This window comes from Ramlibacter ginsenosidimutans, from assembly GCF_016654015.1.
GTDB lineage: Bacteria > Pseudomonadota > Gammaproteobacteria > Burkholderiales > Burkholderiaceae_C > Ramlibacter > Ramlibacter ginsenosidimutans.
On record NZ_JAEPWM010000001.1, the window covers coordinates 1,091,488 to 1,116,992 of the forward strand.

The window sequence follows — 25,505 nt, forward strand, 5'->3', positions numbered from 1 at the left end:
CCCACCCCTGCGAGAATGCCGGCCATGCGAACCACGCCTGGCCTGGCATGAGCGCGCCCGCGGGCCATGACCGCCGGCTCGTGCTCTGGCTCTCGCTGGCCCAGCTGATCACCTGGGGCAGCGTCTTCTACACCTTCGCGCTGCTGCTCGCGCCGGTCGAACAGGAGCTGGGCCTCACGCGCGCGCAGTCGTCGCTCGCCTTCAGCCTGGCGCTGCTCGCCGAGGGACTGTGCGCCTACCCGGTCGGCCGCTGGATCGACCGCGGGCACGAGCGCGTGGTGATGACGGGCGGCTCATTGGTGATCGCCGCCGGACTCGCGTGGCATGCGCGAATCCATTCGGCCGCCGGCTTCCTCGCCGCCTGGGCGCTGCTCGGAGCGGGGCTGGCCGCGACGCTCTACACGCCGGTGTTCGCGGTCGTCACGCGGCGCTTCCCGCAGGACTTCCGGCGCGCCATCATCACCATGACCTTCCTCGGCGGCCTCGCGAGCAGCGTGTTCATCCCGCTGTCGGCCTGGCTGATCGCGCGCTTCGGCTGGCGCGAGGCCTTGTGGATCCTGGCCGCCGTGCACCTGCTGGTGTGCGCACCGCTGCATGCCATCTGCCTGCGCGATGCACCGGCCGCGGCGGCGCCACATTCGCACGGCGGGCACTCCCCGCGCCTGCTCCTGCGCAGTGCGCCCTTCCTCCTGATCGGCGTGTTCGTCGTCGGGATGATGGCGATCACCGCGGCCATTCCGCCGCACCTGATCAGCCTGCTGCGCGAGAGCGGCCTGTCCGAAGCCTGGGTGATCGCGATCCCGGCCTCCATCGGCGTGATGCAGGTGCTGGGACGCTTGCTGCTGTACTTCTTCGAGCACCGCTTCGACCTGCACGTGGCGAACCGGATCATCCCGGTGCTGATCCCGCTGGCGCTCGCCGCGCTGATCGCCGGCGCCGCGCATCCGGCTGCTGGCCTGCTGTTCGTGCTGCTCTATGGCGTAGGCAACGGCATGCTGACCATCGTGAAGGGCACGGCCATCGCGCAGTACGTGAACCGCGAACACGTCGCGTCGCTCAATGGCGCGCTGGGTGTGCCGCAAGCGGTGTCGCGCGCGCTCGCGCCGCTGCTGCTGGGTGTGCTGTGGTCCCAGCAAGCGGGGTACCGCTGGGGATTGCTGGTGCTGCTGGTCGTGGGTGTGGCGAGTGCGCTGTGCCTGGCGCTGGCACAGAAGCGCTCGCTGCTGCCGCACTGAAACCGGCTGCTGGCGGCTTCATGAAGCCGCAGCAGCCGCGGGCCGCCTCAGATGGCGGCGAGGCCCTTGCCGTGGAGCTTCACGACGGAGCCGGTCTTCCAGCCGGGCGCGGCTTCCTGCTCGAAGATGCGCGTGCTGCCGTCCTTCATTTCGACCTTGGTCACCCACACGGTCTTGGAAGTCACGTGCTTCTGCACCTCGTTGCCGGCGTAGCCGCCGGCGGCCGCACCGGCGACGGTGGCGAGCGTCTTGCCGTTGCCGCCGCCGACCTGGTGGCCGAGCAGGCCGCCGACGACCGCGCCGCCGACGATGCCGACCGCGCCGCCTTCACCCTTGCGCTTTTCCTGGTGCACGCTGGTGACGTGCCCGCAGTCTTCGCAGGCGGCGAGCTTCTTGGCGATGCCCGGCGGCAGGCCGTGCGGGTGCTGGGCGAGCGCGCCGCTGGCGGCGATGGCGAACAGGGTGGCGATGGCGAGTTTCTTCATGGCTTTTCTCCTTGCCCGCATTCAACGGCCAACCGGCACGACCGGTTCACGGCAAGCCCAGCCATTCGTGGAAAGCTTCACAAATTGGGTGCAAGCAAACGTTGCAGCTCGCGCACCTCGGCACCCCGGCGTTGCGCGAGATCCACGAGCTGGTCCTCGCCGATGCGACCGACGCTGAAGTAGCGGCTGTCCGGATGGCTCAGATAGAAGCCACTCACGCTCGCCGCCGGCGTCATGGCCATGCTCTCGGTGATGCCCATGCCGATGTCCTCGGGCTGCAGCAGCGCGAACAGGTCGCGCTTGACGCTGTGGTCGGGACACGCCGGATAACCGGGCGCGGGGCGGATGCCGCGGTACTTCTCGGCGATGAGTTCCTCGTTGGTCCACGCCTCGTCCGGCGCGTAGCCCCACAGGTCCTTGCGCACGCGCTGGTGCAGCGCTTCGGCGAGCGCCTCCGCGAGCCGGTCCGCCAGGGCCTTGAGCATGATGGCCGAATAGTCGTCGTGGTCGGCCAGGAAGTACTGCTCCTTCTTGTCCACGCCGATACCCGCCGTGACGGCGAAGGCGCCCACGTAGTCGGCCGCCACGCCCTTGGGCGCCACGAAGTCCGACAGGCAGCGGCTGGGACGCTGCACACCCTCGATGATCTCCTTCTCCGCCTGCTGGCGCAGTCCGTACCAGGTCAGCACAGTCTGCGTGCGGCTTTCGTCCGCATAGAGCTCGATGTCGTCGTCGCGGACCGTGTTCGCGGGCCAGAAGCCCATCACCGCGTTGGCGGTGATCCAGCGTCCCTCGATCAGGCGCTTGAGCATGCGCTGGCCGTCGGAGAACACGCGCACCGCCTCCGCCCCCACCACTTCATCCTTCAGGATGTCCGGGAAGCGGCCGGCCAGGTCCCAGGTCTGAAAGAACGGCCCCCAGTCGATGTAGCGCGCCAGCTCGGCAAGATCGTAGTTCTTGAACACGCGGCGGCCGATGAACTTCGGCTTGGGCGGCGTGTAGTGCGCCCAGTCCTCCGGCGTCTTGTTGGCGCGCGCCTTGGCCAGCGGCCACAGCGGCACCTGCTTGCGGTTGGCGTGCTGGTGGCGCACCTTCTCGTAGTCCGCATTGACTTCCGCGATGTAGCGCGCTGCCTGCTCCGACAGCAGGCCCGACGCCACGCTCACGCTGCGCGACGCGTCGGGCACGTAGACCACCGGCCCTTCGTAATGGGGCGCGATCTTCACGGCCGTGTGCACGCGGCTGGTGGTCGCGCCGCCGATCAGCAAGGGGATCTTCTTCACGCGGAAGTAGTCGTCCTTCTGCATCTCGCTGGCGACGTACTGCATCTCCTCCAGCGAGGGCGTGATGAGGCCGGACAGGCCGACGATGTCCGCGCCTTCGACCTTCGCCCGCGCGAGGATCTCGTGGCAGGGCACCATCACACCCATGTTCACGACTTCGAAGTTGTTGCATTGCAGGACCACCGTCACGATGTTCTTGCCGATGTCGTGCACGTCGCCCTTCACCGTGGCGATGACGATCTTGCCCTTGGCCCGCACGTCCTCGCCGGCCGCTTCCTGCTGCTTCTTCTCTTCCTCGATGTAGGGAATGAGGTGGGCCACGGCCTGCTTCATCACGCGTGCGGACTTCACCACCTGCGGCAGGAACATCTTGCCGGCGCCGAACAGGTCGCCCACGATGTTCATGCCGTCCATGAGCGGGCCCTCGATGACGTGCAGCGGGCGCCCGCCCCTGGCGAGCACCTTCTGGTACATCTCCTCGGTGTCGGCCACGATGTGGTCGGTGAGGCCGTGCACCAGCGCATGCGCCAGGCGCTGCTCCAGCGGCAGCTGGCGCCATTCGTTCTTCTTGCCTTCGTCCTTGGCCGCGCCCTTGGCCTGTTCGGCGATCTCCACCAGGCGCTCGCCGGCGTCGGGCCGGCGGTTCAGCACCACGTCCTCCACCCGTTCGCGCAGCTCCGGCTCGAGCTCGTCGTACACGCCCACCATCCCGGCGTTGACGATGCCCATGTCCATGCCGGCGCGGATCGCGTGGTACAGGAACACCGTGTGGATCGCCTCGCGCACCGGGTCGTTGCCGCGGAAGGAGAAGCTCACGTTGGAGACACCGCCGGAGACCTTCGCGCCCGGCAGGTTCGCCTTGATCCACTGCGTCGCCTCGATGAAATCGACGGCGTAATTGTTGTGCTCCTCGATGCCCGTCGCGATCGCGAAGATGTTCGGGTCGAAGATGATGTCCTCGGGCGGGAAGTCGAGTTCGTCGACGAGGATGCGGTAGGCGCGCTGGCAGATGTCGATCTTGCGCTGGTAGGTGTCGGCCTGGCCCTGCTCGTCGAAGGCCATCACCACGGCGGCCGCTCCATAGCGGCGCACGAGAGTCGCCTGCCGCTTGAACTCGGCCTCGCCTTCCTTCATCGAGATCGAGTTGACGATGCCCTTGCCCTGGATGCAGCGCAGGCCCGCCTCGATCACCTCCCACTTGGACGAGTCGATCATCACCGGCACGCGCGCGATGTCGGGCTCGCTGGCGATCAGGTTGAGGAAGCGCACCATGGCGGCCTTGCTGTCCAGCATGGCCTCGTCCATGTTGATGTCGATGACCTGGGCGCCGTTCTCGACCTGCTGCCGCGCCACCGCGAGCGCCTGCTCGAACTGGCCGGCCAGGATGAGGCGCGCGAAGGCCTTGGAGCCGGTGACATTGGTGCGTTCGCCGATGTTGACGAACAGGCTGCCGGGGCCGATGGAGACGGGCTCCAGGCCGGCCAGCTTCATGGGGGAAACGGAGGGCTGCTCCTGCATTCACTCACCTCTTGGTTGGTTCCAGGGTGAGCGCGGTTGGATCATCTCAAGCCTGACGGCGGGAAGCGGGTTGCGGGGCCAACACGCTCCCAAGGCCGCTGCAGCGCTCCTTGAGCAGGACGGATTTTAATCGTTCGCACGCGGCGCGGTGGAAAGCACCCTCGCCGCGTGGGCCCGTCGGCTCGTCAGGCCGCTTCGGGATAGAACGGCGCGCGCTGCAGGCTGCGCGTGGGCAGCGGCTCGACCTGCTGGCGGATGGCCGCGATGTGCTCCGGCGTCGTGCCGCAGCAGCCACCGACGATGTTCACCAGCCCTTCGGCAGCGAATTCGTGCAGCAGGCGCGAGGTGTCTTCCGGCGTCTCGTCGAAGCCGGTCTCGCTCATCGGGTTCGGCAGGCCGGCGTTGGGGTAGCAGCTGATGAAAGTGTCGGCCGCGACCCGGCTGAGCTCCTGGATGTAGGGGCGCATCAATGCCGCGCCGAGCGCGCAGTTCAGGCCCACGGCGAGCGGGCGCGCGTGGCGCACGCTGTACCAGAAGGCCGTGACGGTCTGGCCGCTCAGGATGCGGCCGGAGGCGTCCGTCACGGTGCCGCTGATGATCACCGGCAGCCGCTCGCCCGTCTCGGCGAAGACTTCGTCGATCGCGAACAGCGCCGCCTTGGCGTTGAGCGTGTCGAAGATGGTCTCGACCAAGAGCAGGTCCACGCCGCCCTCGATCAACGCGACGACCTGCTCGTGGTAGGCCGCGCGCAGCTGCTCGAAGTCGACGTTGCGCGCGCCGGGATCGTTCACGTCGGGGCTGATGCTGGCCGTGCGCGGCGTGGGGCCGAGCGCGCCGGCGACGAAGCGCGGCTTGTCGGGCGTGGAGAATTTGTCGGCGGCTGCGCGCGCCAGTTGCGCGGCGGCGAGGTTCATCTCGCGCGCGAGATGGGCCAGGCCGTAGTCCTCCTGCGCGATCGCGCTGGCGCCGAAGGTGTTGGTCTCGATCAGGTCCGCGCCGGCGGCGAGGTAGCCCTCGTGGATGTCACGCACCACGTCCGGCCGGGTCAGCACCAGCAGGTCGCTGTTGTTCTTCAGGTCCTTGGGGTGGTCCTTCAGCCGTTCGCCGCGGAAGTCGACCTCGGACAGCTTGAAGCGCTGGATCATGGTGCCCATCGCGCCGTCCAGGACGAGGATGCGCTGCGCGAGCAGGCCGGGCAGGGCCTGGCCCCGGGTATAGATCACAGGTTTCATGGTCGGCTGATTTTAGGAACAAAGCGTTGGACAGGTGCCGTACGGGACAATCGGCCCCTTGAGCAACGCCCTCTCCCTCCTCAAAGACGTCTTCGGCTACGACGCCTTCCGTGGCGCCCAGGCCGAGATCATCGCGCACGTCATCGCCGGCGGAGACGCGCTGGTCCTCATGCCCACCGGTGGCGGCAAGTCGCTGTGCTACCAGATCCCCGCGCTGGCCCGCCAGCAGGACGGGCACGGCACGGCCATCGTCGTGTCCCCGCTGATCGCGCTGATGCACGACCAGGTCGGCGCGCTGGAAGAAGCGGGCGTGAAGGCCGCCTTCCTCAATTCGACGCTGGACGCCGAACAGGCCGCGGACGTCGAGCGGCGTCTGTTGCGCGGCGAGCTCACGCTGCTGTACGCGGCGCCGGAGCGCGTGACGACGCCGCGCTTCCTGGGCCTGCTCGATACGCTGCACCGCGAGGGCAAGCTCAGCCTGTTCGCGATCGACGAGGCGCATTGCGTCAGCCAGTGGGGCCACGACTTCCGGCCCGAGTACCGCGCGCTGGCGCTGCTGCATGCGCGCTTTGCCGGCGTGCCGCGCGTCGCACTCACGGCGACGGCGGACGCGCTCACGCGCGAGGACATCGTGCAGCACCTGCAACTGGAGCGCGCGCGCCAGTTCGTCAGCAGCTTCGACCGGCCCAACATCCGTTATGCGATCGTCGAGAAGAAGGATCCCACGCTGCAGCTGCTGCGCTTCATCGAGCGCGAACACGCGGGCGAGGCCGGCATCGTCTACTGCCAGTCGCGCAAGCGCGTGGAGGAAATCGCGGAGCTGCTGTGCAAGCAGGGTGTCGACGCCCTGCCCTACCACGCCGGCCTCGATGCGCAGGTGCGGCAGCGCCACCAGGACCGCTTCCTGCGCGACGACGGCGTGGTGATGACGGCGACCATCGCCTTCGGCATGGGCATCGACAAGCCCGACGTGCGCTTCGTCGCGCACATCGACCTGCCCAAGAACATCGAAGGCTATTACCAGGAGACCGGCCGCGGCGGCCGCGACGGCCTGCCGGCCGATGCCTGGATGGCCTACGGCCTGGGCGACGTGGTGAACCAGCGCCGCATGATCGACGAGAGCCCCGCGCCGGAGGAATTCAAGCAGGCGCTGCGCGGCAAGCTCGATGCGCTGCTGGCGCTGGCGGAAGCGACCGACTGCCGGCGCGTGCGCCTGCTCGCGTATTTCGGCGAAGCGTCCGAGCCTTGCGGCAACTGCGACAACTGCATCAGCCCGCCTGCAGTCTGGGACGGCACGGAAGCCGCGCGCATGCTGCTGTCCACCATCTACCGCGTGCAGCAGGCCAATGGCCTGCACTTCGGTGCCGGGCACCTGATGGACATCCTGCGCGGCAAGGACACCGAGAAGGTGCGCCAGTTCGGCCACCAGCAGCTGTCCACCTTCGGCATCGGTGCGCAGTATTCCGAGCAGCAGTTGCGCGGCGTGCTGCGGCAGCTGATCGCGACCGGGGCGCTGGCCGTGGACGCCTCATCGTTCAACACGCTGCACCTCACGGCCGGCTCGCGCGCCGTGCTCAAGGGCGAGCGCCAGGTGCTGCTGCGCGAATCGGTGAGCCAGCCCGCCGGACGCACCCGGCGCGAGCGCGGCAGCAAGGCCACGCCCGCCGTGGCCGCTGCGCTGGACGGCCAGGCGCAGGAGCGCTTTGCGGCGCTGAAGGCCTGGCGCTCCGACGTCGCCAAGGCGCACAACCTGCCCGCGTACATCATCTTTCCGGACGCGACACTGGCGGCGATCGCCGCGCTGGCACCCGCCTCGCTGGCCGACCTGCGCGGCATCAGCGGCATCGGCGAGAAGAAGCTGGAGAGCTACGGGCCGCAGGTACTGGACGTGCTGCAGGCGCTGGCCTGAGAGAGGAGTCGAACAATTCCCGATCCCGTTCGAAACCGGCCCAGCCTGCGTGACGGCAGCACATGCACCGCCTCCGCGTCGGGCTCGATGGCAGGCCTACCCTGATCGCTTCGCACCAGCGGAATGCGCCTTCGGGTTGGATCGACCGCGCCGACAACGATGGGATCGCAGCCAGGACAGGACGCGCGCTACCCGGTCGTGCACGTTCACGCGCGTCGCCTCGATATCCGGCGAATGACTTTCCTGCAGCCAGTAGATCTTCGCTGCCCGATTCATCTGGCGGTGAGGAACGGATGGACCGGAGGTCCCGAGGCAGTATGCGCAGGCTGCCAAGGGACGTTCGTCGGCGAGGTACCTTCGCAGGTCTTCCCGCAGGTTCGGATTACCTGCGACCTGGACGGCATCGCCTGGATTCTCGTGGAACTCGATCCCAAGCATCCGCAGTCGCTCCCCGGTCACCGCGGCGATGGGGCATTTGTAGAACTTGCCGTAACGCAGGATGTGACAGGACCATTCACCCTTTTCCTTGCAGTCGCGATAAATGGAAGCGACGAGCTGGTCATCCTTGATGCGCTCATTGAGCAGCGTCTGGCGAAACTGTCCGATGTACGTGATTTCCAGCTGGACTCCGTATCGCTTCGCCGAGGCGGCGCAGTCCTCGTCGCTGAGCCTTCTCGTGACGCCGGGATATGCAGAAACCCGAATCTCGTCGAGGAGCTCCCACACGCCCGGCTGCATCCGATGCAGCAGGACCCCATTGGTGAACATGACGATCCGGTCTGCAACGCCAATGCGCTTTGCTTCCGCAATGATTCGGGCCAGCTCGGGGTGAAGAAGCGGCTCACCACCCACGAGGCGCAATTCGCCCGAGTGAAAAGCCTGGCCAAGGGCCTCGAAGTCCGCAATGAACGCGTCCACTGACAGGAATTCTTCCGCGAGGAGCGGGGAGGCGTGGTTGCAGCCATAGCACGACAGGTTGCAGTGCTCCGTCAAGTTCACTTCAACACTGGGGCGCCAGACTTTCGGCGGCCGGGCAGCCACCGCAGGGAATCCGTGATCCGCATGATGCGCCATCGTCAAGCTCCAGCTTCACGACTTGGAGTGCACCTGCCTGGCGACCGGCGGACCACATCAAAGCCCCACTACCGAACGGCACTCGATTTCCGCGTAGTGGCGAGACAAGTTCTAGGCGAGATCCGGGTGTACGACTGTACGAGATTGAAACAAACCCACGAAAGCTGGGCCGGCAGCGGCCTGTGGGGCGACAGACCTTTGCCGGTCAGGCCATCAGCGCGGCGGAACACCTGGCTCAACAGTTCCGTCAACGACTGTGCCATGCAGGCCCGGTCCGACGCTCAAGGGGCAAGCGCCAACAATGCGTCTCCGCCTGGCTGACGCACATCAGGTGAAGCCGATGCTGCGCGCCTCGCGCACTTCCGGCTTGATGCGGTGCTCCGCTTCCAGCTGCTCGAGGAACTCCTCGGGCGAGAGCTGCGCCGCCAGGATCTCCACCTGGCGCTTGACCGCGGCGAAGTCGCCGGGGCACAGGTGTTCCAGCTTCGCCAGTCGCGCACGCGCCTCCGCGCCCAGTTGCGCCGCCTCGCCCGCGAGCGCCTCGGTCACGAACATGCGCTCGCGCTGCGGCAGCGTCAGCGGGCGGAACCGGATCTTGAAGGCGAAGCGGCGCAAGGCCGCCTGGTCGATGCGGTCCATCAGGTTGGTCGTGCAGATGAAGATGCCGGCAAAGCGTTCCATCCCCTGCAGCATCTCGTTCACCTCGGTGACTTCGTAGGTGCGTTGCGCGCCGCGGCGGTCCTGCAGGAAGCTGTCCGCCTCGTCGAGGAGCAGCACCGCCTTTTCCGCCTCGGCCTCGCGGAACATGGCCGCCATGTTCTGCTCGGTCTCGCCGACGAACTTGCTCATGAGGTCGCTCGCCTGCTTCACCAGCAGCGGCTGGTCCAGGTTGCGGGCGATGTGTTCGGCGAGCGCCGTCTTGCCCGTGCCCGGCGGACCGTAGAAGCACAGCGTGCCGTGGCCGCGCGCCTTCAGCGCCTCCACGATGCGCGGCACCTCGAAGCGCGACTCCACGTTCAGCATCTCGAGGTCGTAGGTGGTCACGCTGGGACGCACGGCGCCATCGCTGCTGCGGGTGCCCAGCGCGCGGTCCGCGTTGCGCAGCTGCCGCTCGATCAGGTCCTCGGCCCGGGCGCCCTCCGCAGCGGCCAGGCTGGCGAAGCGCGCGGCCGTGCGGATCTGCGCGGGCGTCAGGCCCTTGCGCTCGGTGAGCTTGGCGACGAACCCGGGCGAGACGTCGACGCCTTCCAGCGTCTTGCGCACCAGCCCTTCGCGCGCGCCGGGCGGTGGCGACTTCAGCTCCAGGTGATAGGCGAAGCGGCGCCGGAATGCGGGATCGATCTGCTCGATGCGGTTGGTCACCCAGATCGTCGGCACCGGGTTCGACTCGAGGATCTGGTTGACCCAGGCCTTGCCGCTCACGCTGCCCGAGCCCGGTGCCACGACCTGCTCGGCGCGCGCCATCATCTGCGCGGCTTCGCTGGAGATGGGCGGGAACACGTCCTCGACTTCGTCGAACAGCAGCGCCGCCTGCGCGCTGCCCTTGAGAAAGACCTGCGCGATCTGCAGCGAGCGGTACCGGTCGCGCCCGGACAGCGAGTTGCCGTCGCGGTCCGCATATTCGACCTCGAACAGTTCCAGGCCCGCGGCTTGCGCGACCACCTTCGCCAGCTCCGTCTTGCCGGTGCCGGGCGGCCCGTACAGGAGCACGTTCACGCCCGGCTCCTTGCGATCCACGGCGTTTCGCAACAAGGCCTGCAGCACGCCCGTGTCCTCGGCGACGAAGGCGAAGTCCTCCGGCACCAGGGTGCTCTTGGCGGACGGGCGCGTGAACACCGCCATCAGCTCGTTCTGGTCGCGGTATTCGCGCATCAGCACGGGCGGCAGCTTCTCGCTCACCTTCATCAGGTCGGCGAGGTCCGTGATGTTGTGCTCGGAGATCAGGTTCTCGACCAGCCCGATGCGTTCCAGGCGCGAGCCGGCGCGCAAGGCTTCGCCCACCTCCGCGGCACTGACGCCGGCGACTTCGGCGATCGCCGCATAGGCCTCCGGCGCATTGCTCACCTTGAATTCGACCAGCAGGCTGCGCAGGTCCCGCTGGTAGCGCGCGAGCGTTCCGTACAGCAGCAGCGCCCGCTCTGCCTTGTTCAACTGCAGCAGGCTGGCGAGCGCGTCGATGTTCTTTTCGACCAGCGTCGAGTGCTTCTTCAGCGCGTGCGTCAGCCACTCGCCCGTGACGGCCAGCACCGACAGCAGGTCCTTGGGCTGGTCCTTCGCATATTCGTCCAAATAGAAGAACAACGTCCCTTCTTCGTAGGGCCCGCGCCACACTCCATGCCGGTCGAGGAACTCGCGTGCGGTGAGCTGTTCGTGGCCGCGCCAGAACTCGTTGTCCTTGCAGCGGCGGCCCAGGAACTCGCGCAGGCGATCCAGCGACGGCGCGGGCCAGGCCAGGTGGCGGCCCGCCAGCGAGAGCAGGCCGTTCAAGTCGCGGCGCACGTTGAACTTGGCGCCCTGCTTCGCCGCGAGCGTCAACACGAAGTGCGAGCACATCAGGTCCAGCACCGGCGCATCCTTGAGGCCCGGCGAGGGAAGTACTTGCGAGTCGAGCGAACGCTTGGCCAATCGGGCTCCAGGGGACAGTGGCGCCTTACGATAGCGCCACATCATGCTACATGGGAAGCCGCCGCGCCGTGACCCTCCCCATCCCGGCACAATCGGGCGATGATCGGCCTGCCCGAGATCCGCCAAGCCGCCGCCCGCCTGTCCGGCCAGGTGCTGCAGACGCCCTGCCTGGCGTCCCACATGCTCTCGCAGCTGGCCGGCTGCGAGATTTACCTGAAGTTCGAGAACCTGCAGTTCACGGCCTCGTTCAAGGAACGAGGCGCCTGCAACAAGCTGGTGCAACTCAGCCAGGAAGAGAAGGACCGGGGCGTGATCGCCATGAGCGCCGGCAATCACGCGCAGGGCGTGGCCTACCACGCGCAGCGGCTTGGTGTCCGGGCCGTCATCGTGATGCCCCGCTTCACGCCGATGGTGAAGGTGGAGCGCACGCGAAGTTTCGGGGCGGAGGTGGTCCTGCACGGTGACACGCTCGAGGAATCCCGCGCCCATGCCGAGGCCCTGGCGCAGGAGCGGCACCTGACGTTCGTGCATCCCTACGACGACGAGGCGATCGTCGCCGGCCAGGGGACCGTCGCGCTCGAGATGCTGGAAGCGGTGCCGCAACTCGACACGCTGGTCGTGGCCATCGGCGGCGGCGGACTGATAGCCGGCATCGCGGTGGCGGCGAAGGCCCTGAAGCCGGGCATCCGCGTGGTGGGGGTGCAGACGGTCCGCTTTCCCAACATGTACAACGCGATCAAGCACCAGGCGCTGCCGCAGGGAGGCTCGACCATTGCGGAAGGCATCGCGGTCGGCAGGCCGGGCAAGATCACGCAGCAGCTGGTCGAACGCTTCGTGGACGACATCGTGCTCGTCGACGAGGGTGACGTCGAGCAGGCCATCGTCATGCTGCTGGACATCGAGAAGACGCTGGTCGAAGGCGCGGGCGCGGCGCCCCTCGCGGCCGTCATGAAGGAGCCGGAGCGCTTTGCCGGTCGCAAGGTCGGGCTGGTGCTGGGCGGAGGGAACATCGATCCCATGCTGCTCGCCGCGATCATCCAGCGCGGGATGGTGCGCGCCGGCCGGCTCGCCCGCCTGATGGTCTGTGCCCGCGACGTGCCCGGATCGCTTGCCAGGATCACGGCGGTCGTCAGCGAGGCCGGGGCGAACATCGACGAAGTGCACCACCAGCGCGCCTTCACGGTGCTGGCCGCGCAGAACGTGGAAATCGAACTGGTCGTGCAGACGCGCGGCCGCGCGCACGTGCAGTCCGTGCTCGAGGCGCTGCGCGCCGCCGGCTTCGAAGCGGAGGAGCAATGATGGACACGCAGGCCTTGCAGGCCGCCCTGCCCGAGTACTTCGCGCCGTGGGTGCAGGAACTCGGCTTGCGCGTGGACGGGTCGACGGAGGACGGTGTCACGCTGCGCCTGCCGCAGGACGCGCGGCTCTCGCGGGCGGGCGGCATGCTGTGCGGGCAGGCCATGATGGCGGCAGCCGACACCGCCATGGTGCTGGCGCTGATCCGGCACTTCGGCGCGTTCCGGCCTTGCACCACCGTGCAGATGAACACCAGTTTCCTCAAGCCGCTGTCCGGCCAGGACGCGCTGGTGCAGGCCAGGGTGATCCGCGCCGGCAAGAGCCTGGCCTTCGGCGAGATCGACATCCGCGGTGCAGACGACGGCAAGAGCGCCTGCCGTTGCACCACGACCTACGCCCTGCTCTGAGGCCCGTCCGGACGGGACGCTAGAATCGCGGCATCCCGAAGACGTAGAGGAACTTATGGTCAGCCCCAACGAGCCCGCCCAGCATGGTCAGGACTTCGAGCCGCACGACGCGGTCGAGGCCGTGGTGCCGGTGATCCCGATCGTGCTGCCCATGGTCGGCGCGGCGCTGATGTTCCTGCTGGCCTTCATCGCCATCTACATGGCCTGAGCCTTCCCACTTCGCGCGAAAGCCCCGGGCAGTGATGCCGCGGGGCTTTTTCTTTGGCGTCGCCGAATCCGCGCCTCGGACGACCGCCACGCAGCACCGCACGGTCGAGCCAACCCGCATAAACCTATGCAGGTTTTGCATGGAATCACGCGCGGACGCACCCTCCGCCGGAGTCGGCCTCCCTACAATGATCTCCCCAGCCGACCCAGCGGTGGCGACCCGCAGCCGACTGACCGAGGCCTGTTTTGAAAGGGCGCGCATCGGGCTGCCACCCCTACGCTCCTTTGAAAACACGCTTTTCAAACTAGGAGCTTCGAGGATGAACTCACCCGTGATGCGCGGCCTGAACCTGCAGGTCCCCTCTTACGTCAAGAACGCCCGGCTGATCGCCTGGGTTTCCGACATGGTGGCCCTGTGCAAGCCGGACCAGGTCTACTGGTGCGACGGCAGCAAGGAAGAGTACGACCGCCTCTGCCAGCAACTGGTGGACGCCGGCACGTTCAAGAAGCTCAACCCGGCCAAGCGCCCCGGCTCCTTCCTGGCCAACTCCGACCCGAGCGACGTGGCCCGCGTGGAAGACCGCACCTTCATCTGCTCGAAGAAGAAGGAAGACGCCGGCCCGACCAACAACTGGGTCGATCCGAAGGAAATGCGCGCCACCCTGCAGCCGCTGTTCGACGGCTGCATGCGCGGCCGCACGATGTACGTCGTGCCGTTCTCGATGGGCCCGCTCGGCTCCAACATCGCCCACATCGGCGTGGAGCTCTCCGACAGCGCCTACGTCGCCGTGAACATGCGCCTCATGACCCGCATGGGCAAGGCGGTGTACGACGTGCTCGGCGTCAACGGCGAGTTCGTGCCCTGCCTGCACACCGTGGGTGCGCCCCTGCAGCCCGGCGAGAAGGACCAGACCTCCTGGCCCTGCAACAAGACCAAGTACATCGTGCACTACCCCGAGACGCGCGAGATCTGGTCGTACGGCTCCGGCTACGGCGGCAATGCGCTGCTGGGCAAGAAGTGCTTCGCGTTGCGCATCGCCTCCACCATGGGCCGCGAGCAGGGCTGGCTGGCCGAGCACATGCTGATCCTGGGTGTCACCAACCCGCAGGGCAAGAAGTACCACGTCGCGGCGGCGTTCCCGTCCGCCTGCGGCAAGACCAATTTCGCCATGCTGATCCCGCCCAAGGGCTTCGAAGGCTGGAAGGTCACCACCATCGGCGACGACATCGCCTGGATCAAGCCGGGACCGCAAGGCCGCCTGTACGCGATCAACCCGGAGGCAGGCTACTTCGGCGTCGCCCCCGGCACGAACTACAAGACGAATCCGAACTGCATGGATTCGCTCAAGAAGGACGTGATCTACACGAACGTCGCCCTGACCGATGACGGCGACGTCTGGTGGGAAGGCATGGACGGCGAGCCGCCTGCGCACGCCATCGACTGGCAGGGCAAGGACTGGACGCCAAAGCTGGCCAAGGAGACCGGCGCCAAGGCCGCGCACCCGAACGCGCGCTTCACCGTGGCCGCCGCGAACAACCCCGCTCTGGACCCGGCCTGGGACGACCCGGCCGGCGTGCCGATCGACGCCTTCATCTTCGGTGGCCGCCGCTCGACGACCGTGCCGCTGGTGACCGAGGCGAACGACTGGGTCGAGGGCGTGTACATGGCCGCGACCATGGGCTCCGAGACCACGGCGGCCATCATCGGCCAGCAAGGCGTGGTGCGGCGCGATCCCTTCGCCATGCTGCCCTTCACGGGCTACAACATGAGCGACTATTTCCAGCACTGGCTGAACCTCGGCAAGAAGCTGGAGGCCTCCGGCGCCAAGCTGCCCAAGATCTTCACGACCAACTGGTTCCGCAAGGACGCCAGCGGCAAGTTCGTGTGGCCCGGCTACGGCGAGAACATGCGCGTGCTGGCCTGGATGATCGACCGCATCGAAGGCCGCGTGACCGGCGAGCGCCATCCCTTCGGCATCAGCCCCAGCTACCAGGAACTGAACTGGGAAGGCCTGCCCTTCACGCTGGAGCAGTTCCGCCAGGTCACCGACATCGACCTGCCGGCCTGGGAAAAGGAGCTGCAACTGCACCATGAGCTGTTCCAGCAGCTCGAGCAGGGGCTGCCGGCGGAGCTGAAGGCGACCAAGGCGCAGATCGAGAAGCGCCTCGCTGCGTAAGCACGCGCCGGCGCAGGGTCCGCTTCGGCGGACCCGCCAAAACAAAAAGCCACCTCGCGGTGGCTTTTTGCTTGCTGCTGCCCTTTACTTTGGGTGGGTGGCGGTGGCCGCGCGGCGCTGTTCCCAACGCTGCAGCCGCTGTTCCCGCCGGCGGCGGGCCACCCGCTGCGACCAGCCGTCCAGGGCGCGCAGCAGCGGCCCCGGCAGCAGGCGCAGCACCTGCGCGATCATGGATGGCTGCACGAGCGAAGCCATTGCGGCAGTCCGCTCAGAGGTAGCCGCGGGAATCGCGCAGGGCGTCCTGGCTCATCGCGCGGCTCAGGTCGGCCATGACGCGGGCGTCGCTGAGGGCCACGGCCCAGAGCTTTTCGTCGTCGCGGCGCTGGCGGCGCGCCGCCGTCCAGGACGTGTAGCCGCGGGCCAGCGCGCTGCCGGCGCGGGTGAAAGGCTTGCCGATGAAGGCGAGCAGGCCGACGAGGACGTCGGCGAAGAGGTTGCCGGCAGCCTGGGCGCCTTTGGAGGAGCGGCCGTAGCCGGACGCCGGAAATTCGATGTGGATGGTGCGTGCCATGACTTTTTTTCTCCCAGTGACTCCGGGCGGAACTGCCCGAAACGATGAGTGAATACTAGGGTTGTCCCTGATATTTAGCAACTTTTGAATAGTGATGGATATCATTCACCATGGCGATGAAAGGACCGAACTTCCGGACGCTGGACCTGAACCTGCTGCGGGTGTTCGACCAGGTCATGGCCGAGCGCAACCTCACCCGGGCGGCGCGCAACCTGTCCATGACGCAGCCGGCGGTGAGCAATGCACTCAACCGCCTGCGCGATGCGCTGGGCGACCGGCTGGTCACCCGCAGCGGCTACGGCGTCGAGCCGACGCCCCGCGCGCTGGCCCTGTGGCCGGCCGTGGCCGATGCCTTGCGGCAGCTCGAAAGCTCCATCGTCCCGGGGGACTTCACACCCGCCCAGGCCACGAACAGCTTCACGCTGGCCATGGCCGATGCGACGGCGGCCGTCATGGCGCCCGGGCTGGTGGAGATCCTCGAGCGCGAGGCGCCGGGCGTGTCCGTGCGTGTGCTGCCGCTGACCACGCGCGACCCGCGCCGGCTGCTCGACGAAGGCACCGTGGACCTGGCCGTCGGCTTCTTCCCCGCCGTGCTGGCGGACCTGACCGCGCAAGCGCAGGGCGGCGCCATCGCCGCCTTCGAACATGAACGCCTGTACGACGGCGTCTACGTCTGCGTCATGCGCAAGGGCCACCGGCTGGCCAAGGGCGCGCTCACGCTCGACCGCTTCTGCGACGCGCGCCACATGCTGGTGAGCTTCTCCGGCCGGCCCTTCGGCTTCATCGACGAGGCGCTGGCTTCGCGCGGTCGCAAGCGGCGGGTGGTGCTGACGGTGAACCAGTTCTTCACCGCGGGCCGCGTCGTCGAGACCTCCGACCTGCTCACGGTGCTGCCGCGGCACTTCATCAGCGTCACCGGGCGCGCCGACCAGCTCGCCTTCCGCGACCTTCCATTCGACGTGCCGCCGGTCCACGTGGACTCCTTGTGGCACCGCCGCCAGTCACAGCGTCCCGATCACGCGTGGTTGCGCATGGCCGTTGCGACCGCCGCCCGCAAGGGTTTTGGGCAAAGCGCGCTCTAGCATTGAGCTGCCGTTCGTGGCATCTTGCTTGCGTGCTGCCTGGGCAGCAAGGAGCGCCCCATGAACCGCACCACCAGCCGCCGTCGTTTCCTGCAAGTCGCAAGCGCCGGCGCCGCGACGTTGAGCCTCCCTGCCTTCGCGGCGTGGCCGGAGAGGCCGATCCGCATCATCGTGACCTTTCCGCCAGGAGGCGCAAGCGACATCGTCGCGCGCCTCATCGGCGACCAGCTCGCCACCAAGCTGGGGCAGGCGGTGGTGATCGACAACCGTCCGGGCGCAGGCGGCAGCATCGGCGGCCAGCTGGTCGCGCAGGCGGCGCCGGACGGCTACACGCTCATGCTGTCGAACTCCACGCCGATCTCGATCGGGCCGTTTGCACTCGAGAAGCAGCCGTATGACCCCGTCGAGGCCTTCACCCACATCGCAATGATCGGCAGTGCGCCGTGCGTGGTGATGGCGAATCCGAAGTCCGGATTGAAGTCCATGAACGACCTCGTCGCGGAAGCGAAGAAGTCGGGGCGGCTCGACTTCGGCTCGGGCGGCCCCGCCTCCATCGGCCACATCTACGGCGAGCTGATGAAGAAGGAGCTGGGCATCAACATGGTCCACGTGCCCTACCGCGGCGGCGCGCCGATGACCACGGACCTGGTCGCCGGCATCGTGCCGGTGGGCATCGACGTGATCACCGCGTTCGTGCAGTACTTCAAGAGTGGGCAGATCGTGCCGCTCGCTGTCACGTCGGCGGCGCGCTCGCCGCTCGCGCCCGACGTGCCCAGCGTCATCGAGACCGGGCACAAGAACCTGCTGCTGGACAACTTCTTCGGCGTCTCCGGCCCGGCACGTATGCAGCCCGACGTCGTCGCCCGGATCAACACGGCCGTCAACGAGATCGTTGCGGGCGCCGAGATCCGCCGCAGGATGACGGAGCTGGGCATCGCCGCCATGCCCGGCACGCAGGCGTCGTTCGCGAAATTCGTGAAGGACCAGGTAGCGCAGCTCGCGCCCACCGTGCGTGGCGCCGGCGTCAAGCTCTAGTCCGACAGTGCGCGTCAGGGACGGCGCGGCCCGGACGCGGCGCGGCCCCGTACCATCGGGGCCGTGAAGATCCAGCTGATGTCCGACCTGCACCTGGAAGGGCACCCTTCCTATGCCCCGCAGCCTGCGCCCGAGGCCGAGATGCTCGTGCTCGCCGGCGACATCGGCTCCTACCAGCGGGGTTCGCGCCTGCAGGACAGCGACTTCGGGCTGGAGCGTTTCTCGCCCCGCCAGGGCTGGCCGGTGCCCGTGCTGTACGTGCCGGGCAACCACGAATACGACGCGCTCGACTTCGACGAGACGCACGCCCGCTTGCGCGAGACCTGCGAGCGCCTCGGCATCACCTGGCTCGAGCGCGAGGAACACATCGTCGGCGACGTGCGCTTCGTCGGCACGACGCTGTGGGCGGATTTCGATGCGCTGGTGCTGCAACCCGGCAGCCCGGAGCCGACCGTGCAGGAGCAGTTGAAGCAAAGGCACAAGGCGTACCGTGCCGCCAATTACTACCTGAGCAAGGCGGCGGCGCTGCGCCACGGCCGGCCCATGCTCGCCGAGGAGTGGCGCGAACAGGCGCTCGTGTGCGAAGCCTGGCTGCGCGAGGCGCTCGCGCGTCCTTTCGCGGGCACCACCGTCGTGGTGACGCACTTCGCGCCCAGCCTGCGCAGCGCCGACCCGCGCTACGGCGTCACGCCCGCCACCGCGGGCTTCTGCAATTCGCTCGAGGACCTGCTCGCGCAGGCGCGCTTCTGGTTGCACGGGCACCTGCATTGCCAGCACGACTACGTGGAATCCGGCTGCCGCGTTGTTGCGAACACGCTCGGGTATGCAAGCAAAGGTGAGCAGGAAGGATTTCGCGAGCAGTTCGTCCTCGACCTCGCCAGCGAGCACGCGCGAGCGTGAAGCCCGCCGCGTGCACCGCGCAGGGGCACAGCAAACCGGCACACTTCGCGCAGGGACTTTACAAGAGCGACGCTTGCGCGTGCGCTGCGCGGCGCACACTTCATCGAGGCGTGATCGCCACGCCTCGGGAGGCCCTCATGAAACCGCTTTGGATGCAGACGCTCGTCTGGATCGCCGCCATCGTGGCTGCGGTCCTGCTGGCGTGGGCCAGTCCGGACAGCCTCGGTTTCGGGATGGACAGCGACTACCCGCAGGGCGGCATGGCTCCGCGCTGAACGGAGGCGGCGCGCCGCGGGCTGCGCGGCTTGCCCGCGCCAGCACCGCAGCGCCCGTGTATCAGTCCTGCAGGATCTCCCACAGCTTCGGCGCGGTCAGCGGCATCTGCAGCAGCGGCGCCGCTTCCGGCTTGCCTGCCCGTGCCACTGCATCCGCCACGGCGTTGACGATGCTCGGGGCGGCGCCGATCGTGCCCAGCTCGCCGACGCCCTTCACCCCCAGCGGATTGTTCTTGCACGGCACCGTCTCGTTCATCTCGGTGACGAACTCGCAGGCGATCGCATCGGCGCGCGGCGCGGCATAGTCCATCAGCGTGCCCGTGACCGGCTGGCCGCTGTCCACGTCGTACACCATGTGTTCCATCAAGGCCTGGCCGATGCCCTGCACGGCGCCGCCATCGAGCTGGCCGCGCACGATCATCGGGTTCACCACGCGCCCGACGTCGTTCACGCTCGAATAACGCACCACCTGCACCGCGCCCGTCTGCGGATCGATCTCGACCTCGCTGACATGGCAGCCATTGGGCCAGCTCGGCCCCGCGACCGCGCTGGTATGGTCGGTGAAGATGTGGCCGTCCGGCTGCTTGCCAGCGAGCTCGAACAGGTCGATGCCCAGGTCCGTCCCCTTCACCGTGAAGCGGCCCGCCGCGTACTCCAGGTCGGCCGCCGCGGCCTCCAGCGACTTCGCCGCGAGCTGGCGCGCGGTGTCCAGCGTCTTCTCCGCGCCCAGGTGCAGCGCCGAGCCGCCGGTGAACAGCGAGCGCGAGCCGGCGCTGCCGAACCCTTCGCCGCGGTCGGTGTCGCCCAACACCACGCGCACCTTCTCGATCGGCACGCCGAACACGTCGACCACCAGCTGCGCGAGCGTGGTCGCGATGCCCTGCCCCATCTGGTTGACCGCGGAGAACACCTCGATCATTCCGTCGGCCCGCACTTCGACGGTGACGCGCTCCTCGAACACGTTGCCGCTGGTCCACTCCAGGAAGGTCGAAATGCCCAGGCCGCGCAGCTTGCCTTGCGCCTTGCTCTGCGCGTAGCGCGCTTCGAAGCCGCTCCAGTCCGCGAGATCCAGCCCTTCGTCCATGATCTTCTCGAAGGCGCCGACGTCGTACACCTGTCCCAGCGGATTGGTGTAGGGCATCTGCTCGGGCCGGATGAAGTTGCGCCGGCGCAGCGTGATGCGGTCGATGCCGGTCTGGCGCGCCGCTTCGTCCATCAGGCGCTCCATGATGAAGATGGCCTCGGGCCGGCCGGCGCCGCGATAGGCAGCGGTCGACGCCGTGTTGGTCATGACGCAGCGGATCTGGAAGTCCACCAGCGGCACGTCGTACACGCTGGTCTGCACCCACGGGCCGACCACCATCGGGATCACCATGCCGGTGGCGGTCGCATACGCGCCGACGTTGGCCAGGGTGCGCAGGCGCAGCGCGAGAATGCGTCCGTCCGCCGCCAGCGCCAGTTCGGCCTGCGCGCGCTGGTCGCGCCCGTGGAACGAGGAGAGGAATTCCTCGCTGCGGTCCGCAATCCACTTCACGGGCTGCTTCAGCGTCCAGGCCGCCCAGGAGACCGCGGCGTCTTCCGGATAGATGCCCGTCTTCATGCCGAAGCCGCCGCCGACATCGCCGACCGTGACGCGCACCTTGTCCGGGCCGATGCCCAGCACGTCGTTGGCGAGCGAACCCTTCACGCCCGAAGGCATCTGGCTGCTCAGGCGCACCGTGAGCCGGCCGTCCTCGGCCACCCAGGCGAGCACCGAGCGCGGCTCGACGGTGAGCGCCGCGACACGCTGGTTCACCACGGTGAGCTGCACGACGTGCGCAGCCTGTGCAAACGCCGCGGCCGCCTTCTGAGCGTCGCCGATGCGCATCTCCGCCGCCACGTTGTCCGGCGCCTGCTCGCAGATCACGGGCGCGCCCGGCGAGGTGGCCGCCTCGAGGTCGACCACGTGCGGCAGTTCCTCGTATTCCACTCCGAGAGCCTCGGCTGCATCGCGCGCCTGCTGCAGCGATTGCGCGACCACCAGCGCAACCGGCTCGCCGACGTAGCGCACGCGCTCGTGCGCCAGCGCGCGGCGCGGCGCCGTCGCCATCGGGGAGCCGTCGCCGCGCCGAAAGGCCGGGTTGCTGGGGATAGGCTGGACGCCTGCCTGCACGAGGTCGGCGCCGGTGACGATCTTCACGACGCCGGGCAGCGCCTGTGCGTTCGCCTTGTCGATGCTGGCAATGCGTGCGTGCGGATAGGGCGAGCGCACGAAGACGGCGCGCAACTGTCCGGCAGGCGCGAGGTCATCCGTGTACTGGCCCTTGCCCTTGAGCAGGCCTTCGTCTTCGATACGCTTCACGGCCCGGCCACTGCCGAAGCGCGCGGGATTGTCCAGGGTGTCGGTCGTCATGGTGGCCGCAGTCTCGCCGATTTCCGGCGAACCTGCAGCGGTGCTTCAACGCAGCGCCGGTCCGTCGCCCGCGACCTTCGCGGCCGTCCAGCGCAGCAGGTCGACCCACATCTGCCGCATCTCCGCGTCGAGCGGCGTGCGCAGCGCATTGGGCAGTTCGATCGTCACCACCGGCACGCCCTTGTGGACGCCGCCGTAGTTGCCGAGCGAGCCCGGGAAGATGCCGACCTGGTCCAGGTAGAGGCGCCCGAGCCGGGACGGCGGCACCGACGGCCCATCGAAGTCGAGCACGCCGTAAGGCGCATGGATGGACACGATCAGGTGCGGCCTGAAGCGGTCCATCTGCTCGAACAGGAAGCGGCTCTCCGGCTCCGACAGCGGCCGCGGCCCGGGCCAGCGGCGCGGATCGCGGCCGGTGCGCCGCTGCCAGTAGCTGGGCGCATCGTGCTCCCACTGCGGCGTCGGGAAGTTGCGATTGAGGTCGACGCCGTTGGCATTGGTGCGCCGGGGCGGCCGCGCGAGCAGGCCGTCCGGGTTCATCACGGGAATGAAGCGCCAGTGCACCGGCTGCGGCATCGCCATGGGCTCGTTGCTCGCCAGCCCGATCCAGTGCAGCGCCACCGACGCCGCCGAGAGTTCGTCCCCGTGCATGGCGCCGATCACCAGCACGCGCAGCTTCCCCTCGCCGACGTCACGCACGTACAGCGGCGTGCCCTGCACGGACCTGGCGCCACTCTCGGACAGCCGCGCGAGCTCGCACTGCATGCGCGTGAGGTTCGGCAGCCGACCGACCAGCTGCTGGCAAGGCTCCGGCGCCGCCGCATGCGCAGCCCCTGCGAGCGCGAGCAGCGCCGCCCAGCTCATTCGTCTCACGCGTCCCTCCTCTTGCTCGATGGCGCCCGGAGCCGCCGCGCCTCAGTGCAGCAGTTGCTGCGGCAGCGCCAGGAAGTTCAGCACCAGGCCGTCGAAGTCGTCGGGCGCCTCGAGGTTCTGCAGGTGCCCGATGCCCTTCATCTCCACGTACGTGCCGCGCGCGATGCCGTCGGCCATCTGCTTCATCACGGCGGGCGGCGCCTCGCGGTCGTGCTCGCCGGCGATCACCAGCGTGGGCACGTGGATGTCGGCGAGGCTGCTGCGCCGGTCGAAGGTGGCGACGCACTCCACCGCGCGCCGGTAAGTCGCTGCCGGCACCTGTGCCATGCAGTGGGTGGCGAGCCGCACGCCCTCGGGCAGGGAACCGGGGCCGATCATCCGCGGGACCAGGGTCTCGGCGAGTTCGGCCATGCTCCGGCCCGCGTCCAGCGGCGCCGTGCGCTGCGCAATGAAGTCCTGCTGCGATGCGCCCTGGGGATCGTCGAACGCCGGCGAGGTGCCGCACAGGATCAGGCGGCTCACCAGGTCGGGCCGGCGGGCCACCACCTCCTGCGCCACCATGCCACCCATGCTGTGCCCGAGCAGGATCACTCGTGGGCACTTGAGTGCCTCGATCAGCTGCACGCAGCTTTGCGCCAGGCCCTTGAAGGTGTAGGGCTCGATCGGTGCGCTGCGGCCGTAGCCGGGCATGTCCCAGGCGACGGCGCGGTAGCCGGCAGTGGCGAAGGTTTCCACCTGCGGCGCGAAAGCGAGGTGGCCCCCGCCGATGCCATGCAGCATCAGCACGGTGGGGCCGCCGCCCAGGGTGGTGAAGGCGGGAACGGAGGTCATGGAGAAAGTCCCGGCGGCACGAAGGCGTTGCCCACGGGCCGGCGGTGAATGGAGAAGGAGAAGGACAAGGGGAAGTCGAAGCGGCCCGGCAACGCGTGCAGCCACGCGGGAACGTTGGGGTCCTGCAGCATGTCCGTGACGAGCCTTTCCCTTGTGGGCCATACTACATGAAATTTCATGCAATCCTGCCCTCCATGAACCCGCCGCAGCAGGCCCGCCCGCCGAGCTTCTCCGCCCACGAATTCCGGGTGGCGCTCGGCATGTTCGCCACCGGCGTCACCATCGTGACGGCGCGCAGCGCCGAGGGCCAGGTGATCGGCCTCACCGCCAATTCCTTCAACTCGGTCTCGCTCTCGCCGCCGCTCGTGTTGTGGAGCCTCTCGCAGGCCGCGGCCTCGCTGTCCGTATTCAGCGCGGGCTCGCACTATGCGATCAACGTGCTCGCCTCCGACCAGAAGGCGCTGGCGGAGCGCTTCGCGAGCAAGGGGGCGGACCGCTGGACCGGCGTCGCCTTCGACGAGGGCGCCGGCGGGGCCCCGCTGCTGCATGGCGCGGCCGCGACCTTCGAGTGCTTCAACCGCAGCCGCTACCAGGAAGGCGACCACGTGATCTTCGTAGGCGAAGTGGAACGCTGCACGCATCGGCACGGCGCTTCGCCCCTGCTGTTCCACGGCGGCCGCTACTACACCGAGCACCCGCTATGAATCCCGAGAGCGGCGCGCGTTTCGTCCATGGCCATCTCGGCTACCTGCTGGTGCAGGCGAACCATGCGCTGTACAAGAACTTCGACACGCAGGTGCGCGCCGCGGGCCTGAGCGCGATCGAGTGGCGCGTGCTGGCCACGCTGCAGGACGGGCCTGCGCTGACGGTCAGCCAGCTCGCGCACCAGGTGTTCTCCAAGCAGCCCACCGTCACGAAGCTGGTGCAGCGCATGGCGGACCAGGGCTGGGTGCAACTGCGCGCGGATCCCGAGGACCAGCGGCGCACGCTGGTGGCGGCGACCGCGGCCGGCCGCAGGCTGGTGCGCCCCTTGCTGCAGAAGGCGCGCGCGCACGAGTCGGACGTGCTGCGCCACCTGGGCAGCGCCGAACAGGTCGCGCTCAAGAAGCTGCTTGCCAAGATCGCCCAGGCCACCCGTTAGCACCTTCTTCTGCATCCCTGCACGGCCGCTACCATCGCGCGATGCGCGAACGCAAAGAACACCTCGACGCCCTGGCCGTTGCCCTGCTGGTCGCCTGCTGCATGTTCTGGGGCTTCCAGCAGATCCTGATCAAGGCCACGGTCGGCGAGGTGCCGCCGTTGTGGCAGGCGGCGATCCGCTTCGTCGGCGCGACCGTCATCCTGGGAGCCTGGTGCGCGGCGCGCGGCGTGAAGCTGTTCGAACGGGACGGAACGCTGCCGGCCGGCCTGCTGGCCGGCGCGCTGTTCGCCGGCGAGTTCACCTGCATCTACCTGGGCCTGCGCGACACGGCGGCCTCGCGCCTCACGGTGTTCCTGTACACCTCGCCCTTCGTGGTGGCGGTGCTGATGCCGCGCGTGGTGCCTTCGGAGAAGCTGCGGCCGGCGCAATGGGTAGGGCTGGTCATCGCGTTCGCCGCCGTGGCCGTCGCCTTCAGCGAAGGCTTCACCGGCCACAGCACGGCGCGGCAACTGCGCGGCGATGCACTGGCGCTCTCCGCGGGTCTGCTGTGGGGCCTCACCACGCTGGTGATCCGCGGCACGCGCATGGCCACCGCCAGCGCGGAGAAGACGCTGTTCTACCAGGTGGCCGTCACCGCAGTGGTGGCCCCGTTCCTCTCGCTGGCCTGGGGCGAGTCGTGGTCGCTGCACTACTCAGCCCACGCGTGGGTTTCGATTGCGCTGCAGACCGTGATCGGCGCGTTTGCGTCCTACCTGGCCTGGATGTGGATGCTGCGGCACTACCCTGCGACGCAGCTGTCCTCCTTCACCTTCCTGGCGCCGCTGTTCGCACTGCTGTTCGGCGTGCTGCTGCTCGGCGAGCATCTCACCGTGCAGCTGCTGCTCGCGCTGACGGCCGTCGCGACCGGCATCGTGCTGGTGAACCGCAAGAAGCCGGTGCGCGCGGCCTGAACCTGCC

24 protein-coding genes and 1 riboswitch are annotated in these 25,505 nt (G+C 68.3%); of the genes, 13 read left to right on the plus strand and 11 right to left on the minus strand.

Annotated elements, in window-relative coordinates:
• The first annotated feature begins 47 nt into the window (after positions 1–47).
• Complete coding sequence (locus JJB11_RS05385) at positions 48–1,235, plus strand: MFS transporter (protein WP_201166849.1); 1,188 nt, start codon at positions 48–50, stop codon at positions 1,233–1,235.
• A 47-nt stretch (positions 1,236–1,282) separates the two neighbouring features.
• On the opposite strand, the gene JJB11_RS05390 is transcribed toward JJB11_RS05385, so the two are convergent.
• From JJB11_RS05390 to JJB11_RS05400, 3 genes are all read right to left on the minus strand, one after another.
• Complete coding sequence (locus JJB11_RS05390) at positions 1,283–1,720, minus strand: glycine zipper 2TM domain-containing protein (RefSeq protein ID WP_201964607.1); 438 nt, start codon at positions 1,718–1,720, stop codon at positions 1,283–1,285.
• Between the two features lie 77 nt (positions 1,721–1,797).
• Entirely contained in the window at positions 1,798–4,521 is a 2,724-nt protein-coding gene (gene metH / locus JJB11_RS05395; RefSeq protein ID WP_201166851.1) for a methionine synthase, read from the minus strand.
• A 21-nt stretch (positions 4,522–4,542) separates the two neighbouring features.
• Positions 4,543–4,639: riboswitch (S-adenosyl-L-homocysteine riboswitch) on the minus strand.
• A gap of 67 nt (positions 4,640–4,706) precedes the next feature.
• A complete protein-coding gene (locus JJB11_RS05400; RefSeq protein WP_201166852.1) occupies positions 4,707–5,753 on the minus strand; it encodes a homocysteine S-methyltransferase family protein in 1,047 nt (348 codons plus the stop codon).
• A 49-nt stretch (positions 5,754–5,802) separates the two neighbouring features.
• Here JJB11_RS05400 and recQ point away from each other — a divergent pair, with 49 nt between their 5' ends.
• On the plus strand, positions 5,803–7,662 hold the full coding sequence (recQ, locus tag JJB11_RS05405) for a DNA helicase RecQ (RefSeq protein ID WP_377371698.1): 1,860 nt from the start codon (positions 5,803–5,805) through the stop codon (positions 7,660–7,662).
• 96 nt (positions 7,663–7,758) lie between these two features.
• Here recQ and JJB11_RS05410 read toward each other — a convergent pair whose 3' ends face one another.
• Entirely contained in the window at positions 7,759–8,736 is a 978-nt protein-coding gene (locus JJB11_RS05410; RefSeq protein WP_201166854.1) for a radical SAM protein, read from the minus strand.
• A gap of 327 nt (positions 8,737–9,063) precedes the next feature.
• A complete protein-coding gene (locus JJB11_RS05415) occupies positions 9,064–11,361 on the minus strand; it encodes an ATP-binding protein (RefSeq protein WP_201964608.1) in 2,298 nt (765 codons plus the stop codon).
• 99 nt (positions 11,362–11,460) lie between these two features.
• Between JJB11_RS05415 and JJB11_RS05420 the strand changes: the two genes are divergently transcribed.
• The 4 genes from JJB11_RS05420 (at position 11,461) to JJB11_RS05435 (ending at position 15,448) form a co-directional block, all read left to right on the plus strand.
• Positions 11,461–12,660, plus strand: coding sequence for a threonine ammonia-lyase (locus JJB11_RS05420; RefSeq protein WP_201166856.1), 1,200 nt, complete (start codon positions 11,461–11,463; stop codon positions 12,658–12,660).
• The gene (locus JJB11_RS05425) at positions 12,660–13,064 is read left to right on the plus strand and encodes a PaaI family thioesterase (protein WP_201167076.1); all 405 of its coding nucleotides are present in this window, start codon (positions 12,660–12,662) and stop codon (positions 13,062–13,064) included. The genes JJB11_RS05420 and JJB11_RS05425 overlap by 1 nt, the downstream gene beginning before the upstream one ends.
• A 55-nt stretch (positions 13,065–13,119) precedes the next feature.
• The gene (locus JJB11_RS05430) at positions 13,120–13,272 is read left to right on the plus strand and encodes a hypothetical protein (protein ID WP_201166857.1); all 153 of its coding nucleotides are present in this window, start codon (positions 13,120–13,122) and stop codon (positions 13,270–13,272) included.
• Between the two features lie 319 nt (positions 13,273–13,591).
• Positions 13,592–15,448: a phosphoenolpyruvate carboxykinase (GTP) gene (locus tag JJB11_RS05435; protein WP_201166858.1), complete on the plus strand. Its 1,857-nt coding sequence runs from the start codon at positions 13,592–13,594 to the stop codon at positions 15,446–15,448.
• An 84-nt stretch (positions 15,449–15,532) separates the two neighbouring features.
• Here JJB11_RS05435 and JJB11_RS05440 read toward each other — a convergent pair whose 3' ends face one another.
• A complete protein-coding gene (locus tag JJB11_RS05440) occupies positions 15,533–15,703 on the minus strand; it encodes a hypothetical protein (protein ID WP_201166859.1) in 171 nt (56 codons plus the stop codon).
• 13 nt (positions 15,704–15,716) lie between these two features.
• Positions 15,717–16,019, minus strand: a complete 303-nt coding sequence (locus JJB11_RS05445) for a hypothetical protein (protein ID WP_201166860.1) — start codon at positions 16,017–16,019, stop codon at positions 15,717–15,719.
• 116 nt (positions 16,020–16,135) lie between these two features.
• Between JJB11_RS05445 and JJB11_RS05450 the strand changes: the two genes are divergently transcribed.
• From JJB11_RS05450 to JJB11_RS05465, 4 genes are all read left to right on the plus strand, one after another.
• On the plus strand, positions 16,136–17,101 hold the full coding sequence (locus JJB11_RS05450; RefSeq protein ID WP_201167078.1) for a LysR family transcriptional regulator: 966 nt from the start codon (positions 16,136–16,138) through the stop codon (positions 17,099–17,101).
• A gap of 60 nt (positions 17,102–17,161) precedes the next feature.
• On the plus strand, positions 17,162–18,136 hold the full coding sequence (locus tag JJB11_RS05455) for a Bug family tripartite tricarboxylate transporter substrate binding protein (RefSeq protein WP_201166861.1): 975 nt from the start codon (positions 17,162–17,164) through the stop codon (positions 18,134–18,136).
• A 63-nt stretch (positions 18,137–18,199) separates the two neighbouring features.
• Positions 18,200–19,036, plus strand: coding sequence for a metallophosphoesterase (locus JJB11_RS05460; RefSeq protein ID WP_201166862.1), 837 nt, complete (start codon positions 18,200–18,202; stop codon positions 19,034–19,036).
• Between the two features lie 137 nt (positions 19,037–19,173).
• Positions 19,174–19,311, plus strand: a complete 138-nt coding sequence (locus tag JJB11_RS05465) for a hypothetical protein (protein ID WP_201166863.1) — start codon at positions 19,174–19,176, stop codon at positions 19,309–19,311.
• A gap of 61 nt (positions 19,312–19,372) precedes the next feature.
• Here JJB11_RS05465 and JJB11_RS05470 read toward each other — a convergent pair whose 3' ends face one another.
• The 4 genes from JJB11_RS05470 to JJB11_RS26315 are packed head-to-tail and all read right to left on the minus strand — an operon-like array spanning position 19,373 to position 23,538.
• Positions 19,373–21,703, minus strand: a complete 2,331-nt coding sequence (locus JJB11_RS05470; protein ID WP_201166864.1) for a xanthine dehydrogenase family protein molybdopterin-binding subunit — start codon at positions 21,701–21,703, stop codon at positions 19,373–19,375.
• A 45-nt stretch (positions 21,704–21,748) separates the two neighbouring features.
• On the minus strand, positions 21,749–22,567 hold the full coding sequence (locus JJB11_RS05475; RefSeq protein ID WP_201167080.1) for a M14 family zinc carboxypeptidase: 819 nt from the start codon (positions 22,565–22,567) through the stop codon (positions 21,749–21,751).
• Positions 22,568–22,618: 51 nt separating this feature from the next.
• Complete coding sequence (locus JJB11_RS05480) at positions 22,619–23,407, minus strand: alpha/beta fold hydrolase (protein WP_201166865.1); 789 nt, start codon at positions 23,405–23,407, stop codon at positions 22,619–22,621.
• Positions 23,404–23,538 carry a hypothetical protein gene (locus JJB11_RS26315; RefSeq protein ID WP_277988760.1) on the minus strand — a complete coding sequence of 45 codons (135 nt, stop codon included), beginning with the start codon at positions 23,536–23,538 and terminating at the stop codon, positions 23,404–23,406. Before JJB11_RS26315 ends, JJB11_RS05480 begins: the two co-directional genes overlap by 4 nt.
• Positions 23,539–23,601: 63 nt before the next feature.
• On the opposite strand from JJB11_RS26315, the gene JJB11_RS05485 reads away from it, so the two are divergent.
• From JJB11_RS05485 to JJB11_RS05495, 3 genes are read left to right on the plus strand one after another with little or no spacing between them, the layout of a single operon-like run.
• Entirely contained in the window at positions 23,602–24,111 is a 510-nt protein-coding gene (locus tag JJB11_RS05485) for a flavin reductase family protein (RefSeq protein ID WP_201166866.1), read from the plus strand.
• Positions 24,108–24,548, plus strand: coding sequence for a MarR family winged helix-turn-helix transcriptional regulator (locus JJB11_RS05490; protein WP_201166867.1), 441 nt, complete (start codon positions 24,108–24,110; stop codon positions 24,546–24,548). Before JJB11_RS05485 ends, JJB11_RS05490 begins: the two co-directional genes overlap by 4 nt.
• A 41-nt stretch (positions 24,549–24,589) precedes the next feature.
• Entirely contained in the window at positions 24,590–25,498 is a 909-nt protein-coding gene (locus JJB11_RS05495; RefSeq protein WP_201166868.1) for a DMT family transporter, read from the plus strand.
• Positions 25,499–25,505 lie beyond the last annotated feature (7 nt).